The 17,163-nt window shown below is 42.8% G+C and carries 16 protein-coding genes, 1 tRNA gene and 1 pseudogene; 12 read left to right on the forward strand and 6 right to left on the reverse strand.

Translation table 11 applies throughout. From position 1 onward, the window contains the following. Window positions 1-345 precede the first annotated feature (345 nt). From CRJ00_RS14115 to CRJ00_RS14125, 3 genes are read left to right on the forward strand one after another with little or no spacing between them, the layout of a single operon-like run. Window positions 346-2,274, forward strand: a complete 1,929-nt coding sequence (locus CRJ00_RS14115) for an ATP-binding protein (protein WP_180268497.1) — start codon at window positions 346-348, stop codon at window positions 2,272-2,274. 39 nt (window positions 2,275-2,313) lie between these two features. After that, a complete protein-coding gene (locus CRJ00_RS14120) occupies window positions 2,314-2,787 on the forward strand; it encodes a DUF4293 domain-containing protein (protein WP_099367411.1) in 474 nt (157 codons plus the stop codon). A 6-nt stretch (window positions 2,788-2,793) separates the two neighbouring features. Further along, window positions 2,794-3,252: a hypothetical protein gene (locus tag CRJ00_RS14125; protein ID WP_134776093.1), complete on the forward strand. Its 459-nt coding sequence runs from the start codon at window positions 2,794-2,796 to the stop codon at window positions 3,250-3,252. Between the two features lie 92 nt (window positions 3,253-3,344). On the opposite strand, the gene CRJ00_RS14130 is transcribed toward CRJ00_RS14125, so the two are convergent. After that, a complete protein-coding gene (locus CRJ00_RS14130; RefSeq protein WP_099367413.1) occupies window positions 3,345-3,884 on the reverse strand; it encodes a hypothetical protein in 540 nt (179 codons plus the stop codon). Between the two features lie 96 nt (window positions 3,885-3,980). Here CRJ00_RS14130 and ung point away from each other — a divergent pair, with 96 nt between their 5' ends. Further along, on the forward strand, window positions 3,981-4,652 hold the full coding sequence (ung, locus tag CRJ00_RS14135; RefSeq protein WP_099367414.1) for a uracil-DNA glycosylase: 672 nt from the start codon (window positions 3,981-3,983) through the stop codon (window positions 4,650-4,652). On the opposite strand, the gene CRJ00_RS14140 is transcribed toward ung, so the two are convergent. Further along, window positions 4,649-5,713, reverse strand: a complete 1,065-nt coding sequence (locus CRJ00_RS14140; RefSeq protein WP_245153258.1) for a DUF6695 family protein — start codon at window positions 5,711-5,713, stop codon at window positions 4,649-4,651. The two genes, ung and CRJ00_RS14140, sit on opposite strands and share 4 nt — an antisense overlap. 7 nt (window positions 5,714-5,720) lie before the next feature. After that, on the reverse strand, window positions 5,721-6,191 hold the full coding sequence (locus CRJ00_RS14145; protein WP_099367415.1) for an Lrp/AsnC family transcriptional regulator: 471 nt from the start codon (window positions 6,189-6,191) through the stop codon (window positions 5,721-5,723). A 326-nt stretch (window positions 6,192-6,517) separates the two neighbouring features. Between CRJ00_RS14145 and sufB the strand changes: the two genes are divergently transcribed. The 4 genes from sufB to CRJ00_RS14165 all read left to right on the forward strand — a co-directional run bounded on the left by sufB (window position 6,518) and on the right by CRJ00_RS14165 (window position 11,387). After that, complete coding sequence (sufB, locus tag CRJ00_RS14150) at window positions 6,518-7,969, forward strand: Fe-S cluster assembly protein SufB (RefSeq protein WP_099367416.1); 1,452 nt, start codon at window positions 6,518-6,520, stop codon at window positions 7,967-7,969. A 15-nt stretch (window positions 7,970-7,984) separates the two neighbouring features. After that, window positions 7,985-8,743 (forward strand): Fe-S cluster assembly ATPase SufC, encoded by a 759-nt coding sequence (gene sufC, locus CRJ00_RS14155; protein ID WP_099367417.1) that lies wholly within the window; start codon window positions 7,985-7,987, stop codon window positions 8,741-8,743. A 42-nt stretch (window positions 8,744-8,785) separates the two neighbouring features. Next, window positions 8,786-10,093 (forward strand): Fe-S cluster assembly protein SufD, encoded by a 1,308-nt coding sequence (gene sufD, locus CRJ00_RS14160; RefSeq protein WP_099367425.1) that lies wholly within the window; start codon window positions 8,786-8,788, stop codon window positions 10,091-10,093. A 67-nt stretch (window positions 10,094-10,160) separates the two neighbouring features. Beyond that, complete coding sequence (locus CRJ00_RS14165) at window positions 10,161-11,387, forward strand: MFS transporter (RefSeq protein ID WP_099367418.1); 1,227 nt, start codon at window positions 10,161-10,163, stop codon at window positions 11,385-11,387. Between the two features lie 392 nt (window positions 11,388-11,779). Here the strand turns inward: CRJ00_RS14165 and CRJ00_RS14175 are convergent. Together CRJ00_RS14175 and CRJ00_RS14180 are read right to left on the reverse strand one after the other, a co-directional pair. Continuing rightward, window positions 11,780-11,852, reverse strand: a tRNA-Gly gene (locus tag CRJ00_RS14175). A 126-nt stretch (window positions 11,853-11,978) separates the two neighbouring features. Beyond that, the gene (locus CRJ00_RS14180) at window positions 11,979-13,520 is read right to left on the reverse strand and encodes an NAD(P)/FAD-dependent oxidoreductase (protein WP_099367420.1); all 1,542 of its coding nucleotides are present in this window, start codon (window positions 13,518-13,520) and stop codon (window positions 11,979-11,981) included. Window positions 13,521-13,670: 150 nt separating this feature from the next. On the opposite strand from CRJ00_RS14180, the gene CRJ00_RS14185 reads away from it, so the two are divergent. From CRJ00_RS14185 to CRJ00_RS14200, 4 genes are all read left to right on the forward strand, one after another. Further along, complete coding sequence (locus CRJ00_RS14185) at window positions 13,671-14,249, forward strand: LemA family protein (protein ID WP_099367421.1); 579 nt, start codon at window positions 13,671-13,673, stop codon at window positions 14,247-14,249. Window positions 14,250-14,327: 78 nt separating this feature from the next. Then, entirely contained in the window at window positions 14,328-14,756 is a 429-nt protein-coding gene (locus CRJ00_RS14190) for a TPM domain-containing protein (RefSeq protein ID WP_099367422.1), read from the forward strand. 10 nt (window positions 14,757-14,766) lie between these two features. Beyond that, window positions 14,767-15,594, forward strand: coding sequence for a TPM domain-containing protein (locus CRJ00_RS14195; protein WP_099367426.1), 828 nt, complete (start codon window positions 14,767-14,769; stop codon window positions 15,592-15,594). A 37-nt stretch (window positions 15,595-15,631) separates the two neighbouring features. Continuing rightward, window positions 15,632-16,759 carry a TlpA disulfide reductase family protein gene (locus CRJ00_RS14200; protein WP_099367423.1) on the forward strand — a complete coding sequence of 376 codons (1,128 nt, stop codon included), beginning with the start codon at window positions 15,632-15,634 and terminating at the stop codon, window positions 16,757-16,759. Window positions 16,760-16,932: 173 nt separating this feature from the next. Here the strand turns inward: CRJ00_RS14200 and CRJ00_RS14205 are convergent. Then, a pseudogene (locus CRJ00_RS14205) lies at window positions 16,933-17,163 on the reverse strand (IS110 family transposase); the annotation flags it as partial.

Here is a 17,163-nt window from a genome sequence, read left to right on the forward strand (position 1 = left end):
AATGCCAACGACCTGCTTGAGTGTTTTCATGTTAATTTTTTGATGTGAAACTGAAAAATCAATAGTGAAACTTCCCTTGGACTTGTCTCCTTATGGATATTCAAGCTGGACTGTAATTCCGCCTTACATTCTGTTCTGTCTTAGGAAGCGAAAAAGAGGAAGGCCATCTCTAAAAATCAGTATGCTAAAAAAGCTACTAAGACAGCCCTAGGCTCTCCCTCTTTTCACTAAATACAGCAAATCTATAAAACAAAAAATGTCTCCTACATTTGCTTGACACAAACATAGGAGACAGCCTCATTTTTTTATACGATGCCTTTGAAAAAAATCGGTCTTTTTCTAATCATGTGCCTATTAATGGGTTTGGATGTGCTCGCCATCCAGGGAGATCTGATTCCATACCAAAAGGAAATTGACAGTCTAAAAAAGGATTATAGCCTACAAAAGGATCCCCTGAAGAAGGCCAAGACAGTTTATGAACTTTCTTTCTTTTACTCCTATTCAGATTCCAGCCAATCAAAGGCCTATCTAGAACAAGGGCTGCAACTCAGTAAAAATTCGGATCTGTGGTTGGCGATCGGTAAAGTCTACGAAGGCGCTTTCTATATGGATTATGACCTTGAAAAAGGTATTCGAATATTTCGGGAGGCAGAAAAGGCCCTTCAACAATTTCAAGATCCCTTGGCGTATTATTACCGGGCAAAAAGCTTGAGCAATATGGCCACGATTTATCAATGGCAGGATAAACAACTTGAAATGATGGACATGCTGATGAAAGAAGCACTTCCCGCTAGTCTGAAGGCCAAAGATGATGTCCTTATCGGAAATGTCCATTACAAGATCGGTTTAAATTTTTGGAACAATATCCAATACAGCAATGCCAACAAATACCTCTTGTTGGCCATTCAGCATATGGAGAAGGGCAATTATGATGTTTGGATTTTGGAAGAGTCCTATAAAATGCTGATTCTTTCCCAATGTTCATTGGGACTGTTAAAAGAAGCGAAAAGTACGCTCGCGAAGTATGAAAAGTTTGTTAAAGCAAATGCTGGAGAAATCCCCATCAGCAATTATTACTATAACCAAGCTGTATATTATAGGTTTTCCAAACAATATGATTCGGCCGTAGCGGCTATGAACAACGCCATTTCGGCCTTTAAATCGGAGAAATTGACTGATATCAGGGAGATTTCTTCTCTATATTTTCAATTGAGTCTGATCCAATATGACCAAGGCGACTATAAAGCCGCCTTAAATTCCCTGCAGTTAAGTGAAAAGGCCTATAACGGCAGAGACTTTCAGTTTTTTCAGGACAGTGTGAATATGGCTGTCCGATATTACATGATTTATGAAAAGCTGGGCGAACATAAAAATGCTTTTGAATGGTCCAAAAAATACATTGAACTGCGGGATACCTTGTTCGAACGTAGAATCCGAGAGTCCATCCTGGATTATGAAGTAAAATACAAAACACTGGAAAAAGAAAAGGAAATCAATGGGCTGAAAGCGGATAAGGAAAAGTCGGATCTGATTATACGCAACACCTGGATCATTGCCGCCCTCATCCTGATGATCATATTGATCATTCTGTATTTCCTTTCCAAGAGCCAACAGAAGAACAGGCGTTTATTGGCTTTGGATGCGATGTTGCAGGGGGAAGAAAAGGAACGAAATCGCTTGTCCCGCGATCTCCACGACGGTTTGGGTTCGGTTTTAGCCTCCATAAAATATAAAATGCTGGATGTGGACAAATCCAAGCAGGAAGAAAAGGTGGATGAGATGTTGAACGAGATGGATTTTGCCATTACTGAGATGCGTAGGATATCTTTGAACCTCATGCCGGAAGCCCTACGGCGTTTTGGATTGCAGGTTTCATTAGAAGACCTCTGCAAAAGCCTGCAGAACAGCAATACCCAGATAGAACTGCAGCTTTACGGCGAATTGAACAGCCTCTCTCACGACAAACAGACCCATATCTATCGGATAGTCCAAGAATTACTGAACAATTCGTTGAAGCATGGCCATCCTCAACACATCCTTGTGCAATGCAGTTTGGAAGAACATGCTATCCTGATCACAGTAGAAGATGATGGTGCCGGATTTGATGTGGATCTGATGGAAAAAGAGGAAAATGAAGGTTCCGGCTTGAAGAATGTAAAAACTCGGATCAATTACCTACATGGCACCATGGATGTTCAATCCCAACCGGGAAAAGGAACAACCATTAACATTGAACTGCCGTTTAAACATTCTGGGAAACCAAAGGCAAATTAAGTTGTTTGTATTATATTTGTGGATAAACAATAAAATACTATGATACAGCGCATACAATCGATCTGGTTGTTACTATCAGGGATCAGTCTTTTCGGATTATTCTTATTTCCTTATTTAATGTACAGTAACCCTGTTGGGCTTGGAAAAAGCATCTATGTTACAGGAGTTTTCTCTTCCTTGAACAATGTGGAGACCAAGGAGTCCAGTTTTCTTTTATTAACGATTGCTACAGTGGTACTTGCCTTGATTCCCATCCTTATTATCTTCTTTTTCAAAGACAGAAAGCTTCAGTTGAAGCTGATCCTTTTGCAGGTTATCTTAGTCTGTTTATTGGCGGTTGGAATGTGGTTTTCTGCAAGTTCGATCTGGGATATGAACAATGAAGATATTAAGGTAAGCAATATTGGGGTGGGTTATTTTATTTTACCGATCTCGATCCTGTTTTTGAGTTTTGCGATCCGTGGGATCAGGAATGATGAGAAACTCATCAAATCAGCTGACCGATTACGTTAAGATTTCATGATGAAAAAATTAATGGTACTTGCCCTGTTGGGTTTTCTGTTTTTTGTTCCTAGGTTGGTTTTTGGGCAAGAGGATACGACGGTGAATATCGTGGATGATATACAGTTTGATCTGAAGTCTAAAGTGGTTAATGGGGATACCTTGCAGGTAGATCTATTTGTGATTTCCTATGAAAAGGATCCGAGGGATTTTAGGTTGAATGTGTTTGCAAGTACGTTGGTTGATGGGGAAGGAAAGTCGCATATGTTGCATAGTGTGAAGATGGGTAGGGTATTGGTGCTGCTTTCCCAAAGACAGAATTATTTGAATTATTTATTGAAGCAGGATGTTCCTGTGGGTATAACGGTTAAGTTCTCTCCATTGAGTGCAGCGATGAAAAAAGCAAAGGAAATGAAATTGGTTTTTGAGTCTTTGGAGGAAGAAGGAAAGTTTATCGAAGCGAGAATTCGGTTTTGATCCCCGTCATTACGAGGGCTCTACGTCATTGCGAGGAACGAAGCAATCTTTCGATTAGTCCAAAGATTGCTTCGTTCCTCGCAATGAAGTACCTACCTCGAATACCTAAACTGCTGTTTATCCATCATCCCCATCTGCGACTTCATCAACTTAATCTGCTCTTCCAACAACTTATTCTTATCCGCTTTTTTGGCTTCAGCCAAAAGCTTCTCTGCTTCGCGTTTATTTCTTTTCGCCATCGCAATCCCCGCCAAACTTAATTTGGTCAAGGCAACACTATGATCCATATGCAATCCCAAAGCCAATGCCTTCTTAAAAAACTTTTCCGACTGTAACGGCGCACGTTGCGATTCGATCAATCCCAATAGCATATGATAATAACCATGTTGAGCCGAAATCAATTCCGTTTCATAGTTGTTGATCTTCTTTAACCAAACCTCTGCTTTATCCATACGTTCCTTACGAAGAAACCACTGCGCAAGCAACATTTTCTCATTGAAAAACACCGTTACCCATGCTAAAATTGTAATCAGGATTGCCAATATACCCCATCCCCAGTGTCCAAACCAGAACAAGGCTACCGTCCCAACAATCAACAAACTACATATTATAATTCGAACTAAATTTGACATAATTATTCTTAATGCTGTAAGTTTGCAAATATCCGTTTAATTACCGTGTTATACAACTTGTTTGCGGTAAAATAATGTAAAATTATATCCATATTTATGTCAGATCGATTTGATCCCAGCTGGGACAGCATTATCAAGCCCTTATTTCAATCCGAAAAAATGCAGGCACTTTCCGCCTTTGTACAGGCAGAAAGAGGGACATTCCAGGTATTTCCACCGACCGATCTGGTGTTCCACGCGTTTCAATTGACTCCTCTGGACAAACTAAAGGTGGTTATCCTCGGTCAGGACCCTTACCATAACGATGGGCAAGCACATGGACTTTCTTTCTCCGTTCCGGAAGGCATGGCGATTCCTCCTTCCCTAAGAAATATCTACAGCGAACTGAGCACGGATATTCAGGGTTTCCAGATTCCAAACCATGGAAATCTAACGAAATGGGCGGAGCAAGGAGTCTTGTTGTTGAATGCCACCTTGACCGTAAGGGCACATGAGGCTGGTTCGCATCAGAAAAAAGGTTGGGAGATGTTCACCGATGAAATCATTAAAGCGATTTCCTACAACTGTGAACACGTGGTCTTTCTCTTATGGGGGAGTTATGCCATCAAAAAATCCAGTCTGATCGATAGCAGCAAACATTTGATCCTCACATCTGTACATCCATCACCACTCTCGGTCTATCGCGGGTTTTATGGCTGCAGACACTTTTCCAAGGCCAATGATTTTCTGATAAGTAAGGGGGAGCAGCCAATTGATTGGCAGGTTTAGGCGTATTTTTCCTGTAGGTTCTTAAATTTATAAGAGTCTACTGGAAGCACTTCAATATGCTCGATTCTGATCTTTTTACCCTGTTGAACCACATGGGTGAATAGGAGGTGGCTATCATAGGCAATATCCCATTCCTCGCTGAAATCAATGATTTCCGGGGTTTCTCCCAAAACAACATATTCCAGCATGCCCTGACTGTTGTACCGGCTGATTTCGATATGGTTATCGTGGCGTTCATTCAGGAAATACCAAGCGCCATCGCCTACACCACCGAGATATTTCGCAGATTTTGGAACCGATATGGGTTTCGACCCGAATTTAACCGCCCCGATGATCCGATCATTCGGCAATAGAGAGGCTTTCTTTTGGAAGACATTATCCCCCAATTGTTTTACCAAAAAGAAGAAAGATTGCCAACGGTTCATCCGGAAGTGCTTCAAACCATCTTCTGGCGAATAGCTATAGACCATTCGATCCTTGTTTACATTAACAACATTGCTTATAGGGCTTGCTTTGATGGTTTCCGGAAGATTGATCCCGTGCCAGTAATGGTACTTAGGATTGGATTTCATCAGCATGCGGGTGATGAAACGTGAGCAGTTATTATTGTTTTTCGCTACAGCACCATAAGGATAGGTTCCTTGCCGTACACATTCATCCCCATAAGCCTTGGCGATATCGAAATCAATATCTTCCGCAATGCTGAAGAAGAGCCGGCCTTCGCCATACATCGCATGTTTTATGGTTTCAAAATGCGCGACTATCTCTTCCAAGTTGTTGATCTTTCCATCCTTAAAGGTTGCTCGAACAGCAATCTTCAGTAAGGGATCGGAATCTTTGGATCTGGCACGACCATAACCGCGAGGGGCGATGTATCGGCCGAAATCATAGAAGAAAAGTTCACCGGTCTCATGCTTAACCAATACCACTCCCGTGTGACCAACCTTAAAGTTCAGGTTTTTCACAATACCGATCTTCTTGAAAAACATCATCCATTTTTCATCTCCACGGATCGTAGCATCGGGCCAAGTTAATATGATCGCTGAATCTTTCTGAGACATAGATAAATTAATACTCCAAAGGAACAATTGGTTCTTTTTTACTTGTCGACATGATCATCATGGTCTGGAAAGTCTTCACAAATGGTATTTTGGAAATCTTCTCCATGATAACCCCTTCGTAAGCCTTGATGTCCTTTACATAGACTTTCAGCATGAAATCGCAGTTTCCGGTCACGTGATGACATTCGGTCACTTCCGGAATCGCGCGAACAGCCTCCACAAATTCAGGGATGGCATTGTGCGTATGGAAATCCAAAGAAACCTGGATGAAGGATTTGATGCCTAATCCTAATTTCTCCTCATCTACAAAAGCATGGTAACTCTTGATGAATCCTGAATTTTCCAATTTTCTAACCCGCTCCAAGGTGGGGGCAGGAGAGAGGCCAATATTCGTGGCCAACTGCAAATTGGTTATCCTTCCGTTTTCCTGAAGCAGTTTAAGAATCTTTAAGTCCGTTTTATCTGGCTGAAATGACATAGGGTTACAAATAAAATAAAGAACCATAAATGTACAAAATTTTATTTGGTTTTTCTCAAATTCATGAACAGGTTAATTTGCAGCCGTGTAAAATAACCTGGGGTTATAGATAATATCTATTATTATAGGAAATATCTATGCTAATCAGTTTATTGTCATAATATAATCATTCTAAATAGCTTAAAACAGCGGAGAAATGATATTTGTCATTTTTTTTGTGGAAAACTGTGTAGCGGGAACACAATCATGCCCTTTTTATGCATTTTATGTCGTAACTTTGCAAATCAAAAGCATTAGGCATCTGCCTGTATTAAAGTGAAAGCGAAATGAGCAGCAAAGACGACGATTTATTAAAAGAGTTAGAGCTCGAAGAATATAAATACGGTTTTACAACGGATATCGAGATGGATATTGCGCCAAAAGGGCTCAATGAAGATACGGTCCGTTTGATTTCCAGTAAGAAGAATGAACCGGAGTGGTTATTGGAATGGCGTTTAAAAGCCTTCCGCCATTTTCAGAACATGAGCCTGCCTACTTGGCAGAACTTCGAGAACCCCGATGTAGATTTTCAAGACATTTCTTACTATGCAGCACCAAAGGCAAAAAAGCAATTGGAAAGCATGGATGAGGTTGATCCGGAGTTATTGGCAACTTTCGAGAAGCTTGGTATCCCATTGGATGAACAAAAGATATTGGCCGGAGTGGTTGCGGTGGATGCCGTATTCGACTCGGTGTCGGTAAAAACGACCTTCCGTGAAAAACTGAAAGAAAAAGGGGTTATTTTCTGTTCTTTTGGTGAGGCGGTTCAGGAACATCCAGAATTAGTAAAAGAATATTTAGGAACAGTAGTTCCCCAAACGGATAATATTTATGCGGCATTGAACTCAGCGGTATTTTCCGATGGTTCCTTTGTGTATATTCCAAAAGGCGTTCACTGTCCGATGGAATTGTCTACCTATTTCCGTATCAACGCACAGAATACCGGTCAATTTGAGCGTACATTGATCATTGCGGATGAGGATTCGTATGTTTCCTATTTAGAGGGATGTACCGCACCGATGCGTGACGAAAATCAATTGCATGCTGCGGTGGTCGAATTGGTGGCTCAAAAGAATGCTGAGATCAAATACTCTACGGTTCAGAACTGGTATCCAGGCGATAAGGACGGTAAAGGTGGTATCTTCAACTTCGTGACCAAACGCGGTATCTGTAAAGGCGACCATTCCAAGATTTCATGGACGCAGGTGGAAACCGGATCAGCGATTACCTGGAAATACCCAGGAGTTATCCTGAAAGGTGACCATTCAGTGGGCGAATTTTATTCGGTTGCCATGACCCGCAATAAGCAGGTAGCTGATACAGGAACCAAGATGGTACATTTGGGCAAGAATACCCGATCAAAGATCATTTCTAAAGGTATCTCTGCCGGAACCAGCCATAACAGCTACAGAGGTTTGGTAAAAATTGGTCCTAACGCAGATAATTCAAGGAACTTCACCCAATGTGATAGTTTATTGATCGGTGATCGTTGTGGTGCACATACCTTCCCCTACATAGAAAGTAAAAACAAAACGGCGAAATTGGAACATGAGGCTACCACCTCAAAAATTGGTGAAGACCAGGTGTTCTACTTGAACCAACGTGGAATCGATTCGGAGAAAGCCGTAGGCTTGATCGTGAATGGATATGCAAAAGAAGTATTAAATCAATTGCCTATGGAATTCGCAGTGGAAGCACAGAAGCTTCTTGCCATTTCATTAGAAGGATCAGTTGGATAGATTTTAAAAGAGATTATGTTAAGCATTAAGAATTTGCATGCGTCTATTGAAGACAAACAAATTTTAAAAGGATTAAATTTAGAAGTTAAGGCAGGAGAAGTTCATGCGATCATGGGCCCTAACGGCGCCGGAAAAAGTACATTGGGAAATGTATTGGCAGGACGTGATGCCTATGAAGTAACCGAAGGTGAAGCAACCTTGGATGGTAAGGATCTATTGGATCTGGCTCCGGAAGATCGCGCTCGCGAAGGTCTTTTCTTAGCTTTCCAATATCCGGTTGAAATCCCTGGAGTATCAAACATCAACTTCCTAAGAACAGCTGTTAATGATATTCGTGAATATAAAGGCCTTCCTCCAGTGGAAGCCAAAGAGTTCTTGCAAACGGTAAAAGAGAAGCAGAAGTTGGTGGAATTTTCCGCAAACTTGGCAAACCGTTCGTTGAACGAAGGGTTCTCAGGTGGTGAAAAGAAACGTAACGAGATCTTCCAATTGGCGATGTTGAACCCTAAATTATCCATTTTGGATGAAACGGATTCCGGATTGGATATCGATGCATTACGTATTGTTGCAAATGGTGTAAACCAATTGCGTTCCAAAGACAATGCATTTATCGTGATCACCCACTACCAACGCTTGTTGGATTATATCGTTCCTGATTTTGTCCATGTACTGCACAATGGTAGAATCGTAAAGACAGGAACCAAAGAATTGGCTTTAGAGCTAGAAGAAAAAGGATACGATTGGTTAAAAGAATTAGATGCGCAGGATGCCTAATTTATAATTAGAAAGGTAATGAGCGGATTGACAACAAATAACATGAGTACATTAGTAGCAAACTCTTTATTCCAACAGTTGACAGCAACATTCCAAGAGTTGGAAACGAGTAATGATACTGCCGAGGTAAAATCCTTGAGGCAGGAGGCATTCGCACGTTTCCAGGAATTGGGCTTCCCAACCGTGAAGAATGAAGATTGGAAATATACCAACATCCAACCCTTGGTCAATAAGACTTACTTATTGAACGAAGATGTGGATGTGGCAGATATCGACTTGAGCAAAGCCGATATCCCGAATTTGGATGCCCATCAGATCGTATTGATCAATGGACAATATGTGTTGGCATTCTCCTCCTTGGAAGATGAGATCGGATTGACTGTAAAATCGATCGAAGACGCCCAGGATGAAGAAAACTTCCAAAAGCACTTTGCCAAGCATGCCGATAAGACCGGCTCGGCGATGGTGGCTTTGAACACGGCCTTACATACTTCCGGGGTTTACCTTTCGGTAGCAAAAAACAAGGTTGTTTCCAAACCTATCCATATTGTTCATGTAGCTACTGGTGCGCAGGATTTCTTTGCGCAGACCAGAAACCTTTATGTTGTTGAACCGAATGCAGAGGTGGAGATCATCGAAAGCTTTATTGCCTTGGATGATGCAGCCAAAAACCTGAACAATAAAGTAACAGAGATCGTTGTGGAAGAGAATGCTAAACTACAGCATTATTACCTGCAGTTATCATCCGATACCAGCAGCTACATCAACCACGTAGAGATCTACCAGACAAAACATAGTCTATACAATAACTACAACTGTAATTTCCCAGGTGTTGCCTTCGTACGTAACGATCTGAATGTTCGTATGGATGCGCAGGAGGTAGAATCCCATTTATACGGGATCAACCTGTTGGCGGATAAACAGTTTGTAGACAACCATACCATCGTGGATCACATGAAACCTCATGGTGAATCTTATGAATGGTATAAGAATATTCCACAGGACGAGTCGACAGCGGTTTTCAATGGAAAGATCTTTGTGCGCGAAGATGCACAGAAGACGAATGCTTTCCAACAGAACAACAATATGTTGATCGGGGATAAATCGACTGTTTTCACCAAACCTCAATTGGAGATTTTTGCAGATGATGTAAAATGTTCACATGGATGTACCATGGGGCAGTTTGATGATGAAGCATTGTTCTACCTGCGTGCAAGAGGTATCGGTGAAGAGAGCGCTCGTATCCTATTGGTACACGCCTTTGCATTTGATGTGACATCCAGGTTCTCTAACGAAGTGGTTAGGGCATTTGTTGAAGATCGCGTAGCAAAGGGTTTAGAGAGAAATTAGTAGTGTAGTTTTAGTAATAAAGCGTCTAGGTCTTTGGCTTAGACGCTTTTTTTTTGATATTTACCTTATGCAAAAGGAAAAATGGTTTAAGACCTATCTATTTATCTGGTTCGGGCAATTCGTCTCTTTACTGAGCAGTTCGGCGGTGAATTTTGCGATCATTATCTGGTTGAGCCTGGAATACAAATCGGCCGAGATATTAGGCTATTCTGCGATCGCGGCCCTGCTTCCGCAGGCCTTGATCGGACCTTTTGCAGGTGTATATATCGATCGTTGGGACCGGAAGAAGATCATGATCTTTGCGGATGCCTTTATTGCCATATGTACCATCATGATGACCCTCGTTATTAAGGATGGACATGTGCAACTGAACCTGTTGTACCTGTTGATGGTCTGCCGGTCTATTGGATCAGCTTTCCACTCTCCAGCCATGCAGGCCATTGCCCCCTTGATCGTTCCGGAAAACCAATTGCTGCGGGTTTCTGGTATCAACCAGATGTTGCAATCGGTGAGTTCCATCGCTGGTCCGGCATTGGGAACCCTGGCGATCGCCAATTTTCCGATCAATAGGGTATTGTACCTGGATGTGATCGGTGCCGTGTTTGCCATTTGCAGCTTGTTGTTCATCAGTATCCCGCATTTGAAGGTAGAGGTTTCGGGCTCTATTGGGCAGGTATGGAAGGATCTCAAGATGGGCATGGCAGCGATTTATCGGAATAAGGGTTTGGCTTGGATGTTTCTGTATTCGGTAATGGCGACCGTAGGGATTATGCCGGTGGCTATTATGTTTCCTTTGTTGACCATCGATCACTTTGGAGGGAAGGAATTTGAGATGAGCGTGATCGAGGTGATCTGGGGAGTAGGGATGCTGATCGGGGGATCTATTTTGAGTATTTTCAAGATTAATTTGAGGAAAGTGCTGCTGATCAATTGTATGCATATTTTGTTGGGATTGACTTTTGTGTTTTCAGGGATTTTAAATCCGAATCTTTTTATTGTTTTCGTGGTACTAACAGGGATCGGGGGGATGGCGATGTCTATTTTTTCGGCGGCTTTTATGACGACGATACAGGAGGAAGTAGCGCCGGAGATGTTGGGCCGGGTGTTTTCCTTGTATTTTAGCTTTGCGATTATTCCGAGCTTGATCGGGTTGATTTTTGCGGGTAATATTGCGGATTATATTGGCGTAGCCAATGCTTTTGTGATTGCTGGGTTGCTGGTGATCGGTTTGGGGATTTGTTCCTTTTTTACTCCTTCCTTGATGTCCTTGGGTTTGAAAAAACCTGAGGAGTAATTTATTAGCTTTTAGGTTTTAGCTGTATGTTTTTCTATGTAAATGGGTTGAAAATGGTATTAAAATAGGGTTTAAGTAGGGTTAAAGTAGGTTTTTAGTATGGTTGGTATAGGAAAAGCATACTTTCACATTACTTTCAGTATGGTTTCAGGTCGGAGCGAGGGGGTGATTTGGAGGTGCGGAGGGGGTGAGGATGGAGAGGATGGGGAGGAGCATAGGAGGAGCAAAGGGGGAGGGGGTGCGTCATTGCGAGGAACGAAGCAATCTTTACTCAAGTTGACAAAAGGGAGACTTATATCGAAAGATTGCTTCGTCGTGCCTCCTCGCAATGACGGAGGAAGCACAAAAAAAAGCTTTCTGAAAAGTCAGAAAGCTTCAAGTTTTAAACTCTGAGCGAAAGACGAGATTCGAACTCGCGACCCCAACCTTGGCAAGGTTGTGCTCTACCAACTGAGCTACTTTCGCATTAAACGTTAAACATTTCGCGTTTGGTGACACAAAAGTACAATAAAACCTTATTCTTGTCAACCCCCAACCATATATTATTTTAAAATCTACCCCGTTTTATTTCAAATTCAACCCAAATCCTCCTTAATCCTGAATCGCATCTATACAATTCATCCCATCAATGGCTGCCGATACAATCCCGCCCGCATACCCCGCACCTTCCGCACATGGATATAAACCAGCGACTTGCGGATGTTGGAAACTATCCTTATCCCTCGGGATTCTCACCGGTGATGATGTCCTGGACTCCACACCCACCAAAATAGCCTCATTCGTATAATATCCCTTCATTTTCTTTCCGAAAATGGGCAAAGCCCCACGTAATGCCTGATGCACAAATCCGGGAAGTACCTCCCTCAGATCCACAGACCGCGTTCCAGGCTTATAAGAATTTATAGGAAGATCCAAGGAAACCTTCTGCTGTACAAAATCCACCATGCGCTGTGCCGGAGCGACCAGATTCCCACCACCCAGCTGAAAAGCCCTCTGCTCGATTTCCCGCTGAAAATCCAACAAGGCAAAAGGATCAGCATCTGCATTTTTCACATCCTCCAGATTGATCTGGATCACGGTTCCGCAATTGGCATGTGGGTTATTCCGTTTGGAAGGAGACCAGCCATTGACCACAATCTCTTCATGATCTGTTGCACAGGGAGCAATAATCCCTCCCGGACACATGCAGAAGGAAAATACCCCGCGGCCTTCTACCTGTTCCACCAAGCTGTAATAAGCAGGTGGTAGGTTCTCCGGTCGGATGGAACAATGGTATTGAGCCTGATCGATGATTTCCTGCGGATGCTCGATCCGAACCCCTAAAGCAAAAGGTTTGGCTTCCAATAACCAGCCTTTTTTCCGAAAGAGTTCGTAGATATCCCGAGCCGAATGTCCCGTAGCGACGACCACATGTTTGGCCAGGATACGCTCGCCTGCATCCGTCATAACCCCTTCCACCTGTCCGAATTGTTCCAGTATATCGACCACCTTGCAGTCGAACAGCACCTCGCCACCAAATTCGATGATCCGTTCGCGGATGCTTTCAATGATATGGGGCAATTTATTGGTTCCGATATGCGGACGAGCATCCACCATGATATCTGGGGTGGCGCCATGCTCCACAAAAATACCCAGTACCTGTTGCACATCGCCGCGTTTGTTCGATCGAGTGTATAGTTTTCCATCCGAATAAGTTCCGGCACCGCCTTCCCCATAACAATAATTGGATTCCGGATTGACGATCCCTTCGCGATTGATCTTCGCCAGATCCCGACGGCGGTCCTGTACCTTTTTCCCTCTTTCGATCACAATGGGTTTTAATCCCCTTTCCAGGCAGCGATAGGCCGCAAAAAGTCCGGCCGGTCCTGCCCCGATGATGATCACGGGTTTAGCTTGGCTAACATCCTTTAATTTACTGTGGAAATCCGGTAGGGAAACAGGTTCATCAATGAAATAAACGATCCTCAAGCGGAAAAGCACTTGTTTGCCGCGGGCATCAATAGATCGTTTCCGGATATGGAATCCTTGGATACGTTGTACAGGGATACGAAGTTTTTTGGATCCTTCGTTTAAAATACGTTTTTCATCGTCTATGGCCTCAGGAACTAAGGCAATTTCAATTTCTTTCTGCATAATTCTGTTGGGGTTTTATCCCAAAAACGCTACAAAGTTACCATTTCCTGCCATAATTTCACGTTTTACAAGGATTGGTATATCGTTTGATATGTTATTTTTATAAAAACAATTTCTTAATTTTAAAGAATACAAGTTAAAACATTACACATGAAAAGATTATTAATCGCCTTAGTAGGTTTATTCACAGCACTTTCTTTCAGTTCTTGTGGTTACAACACCATGGTTTCCCAGGATGAGAATGTTAAAGGAAAATGGGCACAGGTTGAAAATGCTTACCAACGTAGAGCAGACCTTATCCCGAATTTGGTTAATACCGTAAAAGGAGCTGCCAACCACGAAGAGAGCACTTTGACAGCTGTTACAGAAGCTCGCGCAAAAGCAACTTCAGTAACTGTTGACCCATCCAACTTGTCAGAAGAAGCCATCGCAAATTACCAACAATCCCAGGATGCATTATCGCAGTCTTTGGGTCGTTTATTGGTTAGTGTGGAAGCTTACCCAGACTTGAAGGCGAATGCGAACTTCCAAGAATTGCAAGCGCAGTTGGAAGGAACAGAGAATCGTATTTCCGTAGAACGCAGAGCGTACAACGAAGCTGTTCAGGAGTACAATACTACGGTTCGTTCATTTCCTAACAATTTGATGGCTGGTATTTTTGGATTCAAAGCTAAAGGTACGTTTAAAGCAACTGAAGGATCAGATAAAGCTCCAACAGTTCAATTTTAATGAATTTTATTGTTGTTAATATAGAAAGATGAATGCGTGGAGCAATCCATCCGCATTCATCTTTCCTTTTTTTAGCTCATGGAAATATTTAATCAAGAGGAACAGGAAAAAGTAGTTCAGGCCATTAGTTTGGCCGAGAACCGTACATCAGGAGAGATCCGTTTGGTGGTGGAAAGAAAGCTACATGGCATGGAGGCATATGAGCAGGCAACAGCGTATTTCGAGAAGCTGAAGATGCACCAGACCTTATTGCGTAATGGGGTATTGATCTATTTGGCGACCGATGACCATCAGTTTGCGATCATCGGCGACTCGGGGATCAATGATAAAGTTCCTGCGGATTTTTGGGAATCCACAAAAGAATCCATGTTGGCATATTTTAGGCAATCGGATTATGTGCATGGACTGATTGCGGGCATTGAACAGGCAGGGGAGCAGCTGGCACATTATTTCCCAAGAAGGGATGATGATGTCAATGAACTTCCAAATGATATTTATTTTGGATAAACAACAATTTATGGACAAGAAAACTCGTTTATTGAGTACGTCTATCAAGATATTCCTTGGATTATTTGTAGGGTTAATCATTCACTTTACGGCGTTGGCGCAGGATTTTCCTGCTGTTCCGAACCGATTGGTTAGTGATTATACCAATACGTTGAGTGCCAGTGAACAACAGGCGCTCGAGCAGAAGTTATTGGCTTTTGAAGATAGTACAACCACCCAGTTAGCGGTGGTGGTGATGAATTCGACCGGGGATTATGATATCGCTGATTATGGCGATCGCTTGGCAAAAAAATGGGGCGTAGGTAATAAGAAATACGATAATGGTATTCTATTACTGGTAGCCTTGGGCGATCGTGCCGTAACGATCCGTACGGGTTATGGTATTGAGGGTGCAGTGCCCGATGTGATTGCCTACCGGATTATTGAAAATGAAATAAAACCAGCCTTCAGACAGGGCGATTATTATGCAGGTATTAATAATGGGGTGGATGCGTTAATTTCCCATGCAAAAGGGGAGTATAAAGCAGAGCCTAAGGAGACCTATTCTACAGAAGGTGGAGGTGGTATTCCCATTATTTTCATCATTATCGTCGTATTTGTCATCATATCCATTATTTCCAAACGCGGAGGTGGAGGGAACAATGGTGGCGGACGTGTGATGGGCGGTCGTGGTTCTTCAGACCTGTTCTGGTGGACCTTGTTGAATTCCTTAGGCCGTGGTGGTGATAATGACGGAGGTGGATTTGGTGGCGGCGGCTTTGGAGGCGGCGGAGGCGGTGGCTTCGGCGGTTTCGGAGGAGGCGGCTTCGGTGGCGGTGGTGCCAGCGGAAGATGGTAATAGAACATTTAATCGGATATAAATTAAATACTTGAAAATGAAAAAATTAATTCTAAGTGCACTAGTTGCAGTTCCTTCCTTGCTCTTTGCACAGGAAGATTACTCCATAAAAGGTAACATCGGTACCCACGATGCGCCGGCAAAAGTTTTCTTATCGTATTCGGATGGTGGTCAGAATCATTTGGATTCTGCCAATGTGGTAAAGGGCGCATTTACCTTCAATGGAGTTGTATCGCAGCCTACACAGGCGCAGTTGATACTTTCGCCAGAAGGTAAGGGCATTCGTCAATTGAGTAATCCTGATGTGGGTGGTTTGTATTTGGCAAAAGGCGTGATCAATGTAAAAGGTGATAAACTGAGCACAGCGACGGTATCAGGAAATGATATCAACAAGGATTTCACGGATTACAAGAATGCGATGAAACCAGTGACGGATCAGTTTGCGCAATTGAACAAGACTTATGCGGATGCACCTAAAGAACAGCAAGAAAATGAGGAATTTGTGGGCGGGTTGCAGAACCAAGCTATGGCTTTGTTTGAAAAACAGAAAGAATTGAGCCAGCAGTTTGTTTTGAGCAAACCGAATAGCTATGTAAGTTTGAATATTCTTGGGGATTTGATCTCTGCAGAGAATGTGAATGACCTAGGTATTCCAGCTTATGAGAAATTGTCGCCAGCATTGAAGAATACCGAAAAGGGAAAAGCAATTGCTGCGAAGATTGAGAAATTGAAAGGTGTAGCGATCGGTGCTGTGGCTCCGGAGATTGCATTGCCGGATACAGCTGGAAATGTGATCAAATTGTCTTCGTTGAGAGGAAAATATGTATTGATCGATTTCTGGGCGAGCTGGTGTGGACCTTGCCGTCATGAAAACCCAAATGTTGTAGCAGCGTTCAATAAGTTTAAGGATAAGAATTTTACGGTATTTGGCGTTTCCTTGGATCGTCCGGGTAAGAAGGATGATTGGGTAAAAGCTATTCATGAGGATAAATTGGAGCAATGGCCGCATGTGTCGGATTTGAAATTCTGGCAATCGGAGGTCGTTCCTTTGTATGCTATTGAGGGGATACCTGCTAATTTTTTGGTTGATCCTAGTGGAAAGATCATTGCTTCGAATTTGAGAGGCAAGGCCTTGGAAGAAAAATTGGCTGAGGTTATTAAGTAGGCTTTCTCGTCATTGCGGAGCTCTTTACCCGTCATTGCGAGACACTTTACCCGTCATTGCGAGGGACGAAGCAATCTTTCGAATAGTTTAAAGATTGCTTCGTCGTACCTCCTCGCAATGAACTGTGTATATATCCAAATAATAAATTAAATTTTCTCCAAATAATATTCTGATTAGGCCGCTTTTGCGATGTAGCCCTTTCCAGATTTTGCGATGGCGAATGCCTGTTTGATCAGTTTGTTCACCACTGCTATGATTGCGACCTTGTAGGGTTTTCCCTTTTCCATCAACCTCCCATAAAGCCCGCTGCAGGCGGTGTTGCTCCTGATGGCGGATATTGCCGCCATGTACAGCACCTTTCTGACCTGGCCCATCCCCATCTTGCAGATATGTCCCTTTCCCCT

Origin of the sequence: Sphingobacterium sp. 1.A.4 (assembly GCF_002734245.1) — a bacterium.
GTDB classification, from domain to species: Bacteria; Bacteroidota; Bacteroidia; order Sphingobacteriales; family Sphingobacteriaceae; genus Sphingobacterium; species Sphingobacterium tenebrionis.

Bases quoted from the DNA above. Each gene is read 5' to 3' on its own strand.
- CRJ00_RS14115 (WP_180268497.1), top strand. From the start codon at position 346: ATGTGCCTATTAATGGGTTTGGATGTGCTCGCCATCCAGGGAGATCTG.
- CRJ00_RS14120 (WP_099367411.1), top strand. From the start codon at position 2,314: ATGATACAGCGCATACAATCGATCTGGTTGTTACTATCAGGGATCAGT.
- CRJ00_RS14125 (WP_134776093.1), top strand. From the start codon at position 2,794: ATGATGAAAAAATTAATGGTACTTGCCCTGTTGGGTTTTCTGTTTTTT.
- CRJ00_RS14130 (WP_099367413.1), bottom strand. From the start codon at position 3,884: ATGTCAAATTTAGTTCGAATTATAATATGTAGTTTGTTGATTGTTGGG.
- ung (WP_099367414.1), top strand. From the start codon at position 3,981: ATGTCAGATCGATTTGATCCCAGCTGGGACAGCATTATCAAGCCCTTA.
- CRJ00_RS14140 (WP_245153258.1), bottom strand. From the start codon at position 5,713: ATGTCTCAGAAAGATTCAGCGATCATATTAACTTGGCCCGATGCTACG.
- CRJ00_RS14145 (WP_099367415.1), bottom strand. From the start codon at position 6,191: ATGTCATTTCAGCCAGATAAAACGGACTTAAAGATTCTTAAACTGCTT.
- sufB (WP_099367416.1), top strand. From the start codon at position 6,518: ATGAGCAGCAAAGACGACGATTTATTAAAAGAGTTAGAGCTCGAAGAA.
- sufC (WP_099367417.1), top strand. From the start codon at position 7,985: ATGTTAAGCATTAAGAATTTGCATGCGTCTATTGAAGACAAACAAATT.
- sufD (WP_099367425.1), top strand. From the start codon at position 8,786: ATGAGTACATTAGTAGCAAACTCTTTATTCCAACAGTTGACAGCAACA.
- CRJ00_RS14165 (WP_099367418.1), top strand. From the start codon at position 10,161: ATGCAAAAGGAAAAATGGTTTAAGACCTATCTATTTATCTGGTTCGGG.
- CRJ00_RS14180 (WP_099367420.1), bottom strand. From the start codon at position 13,520: ATGCAGAAAGAAATTGAAATTGCCTTAGTTCCTGAGGCCATAGACGAT.
- CRJ00_RS14185 (WP_099367421.1), top strand. From the start codon at position 13,671: ATGAAAAGATTATTAATCGCCTTAGTAGGTTTATTCACAGCACTTTCT.
- CRJ00_RS14190 (WP_099367422.1), top strand. From the start codon at position 14,328: ATGGAAATATTTAATCAAGAGGAACAGGAAAAAGTAGTTCAGGCCATT.
- CRJ00_RS14195 (WP_099367426.1), top strand. From the start codon at position 14,767: ATGGACAAGAAAACTCGTTTATTGAGTACGTCTATCAAGATATTCCTT.
- CRJ00_RS14200 (WP_099367423.1), top strand. From the start codon at position 15,632: ATGAAAAAATTAATTCTAAGTGCACTAGTTGCAGTTCCTTCCTTGCTC.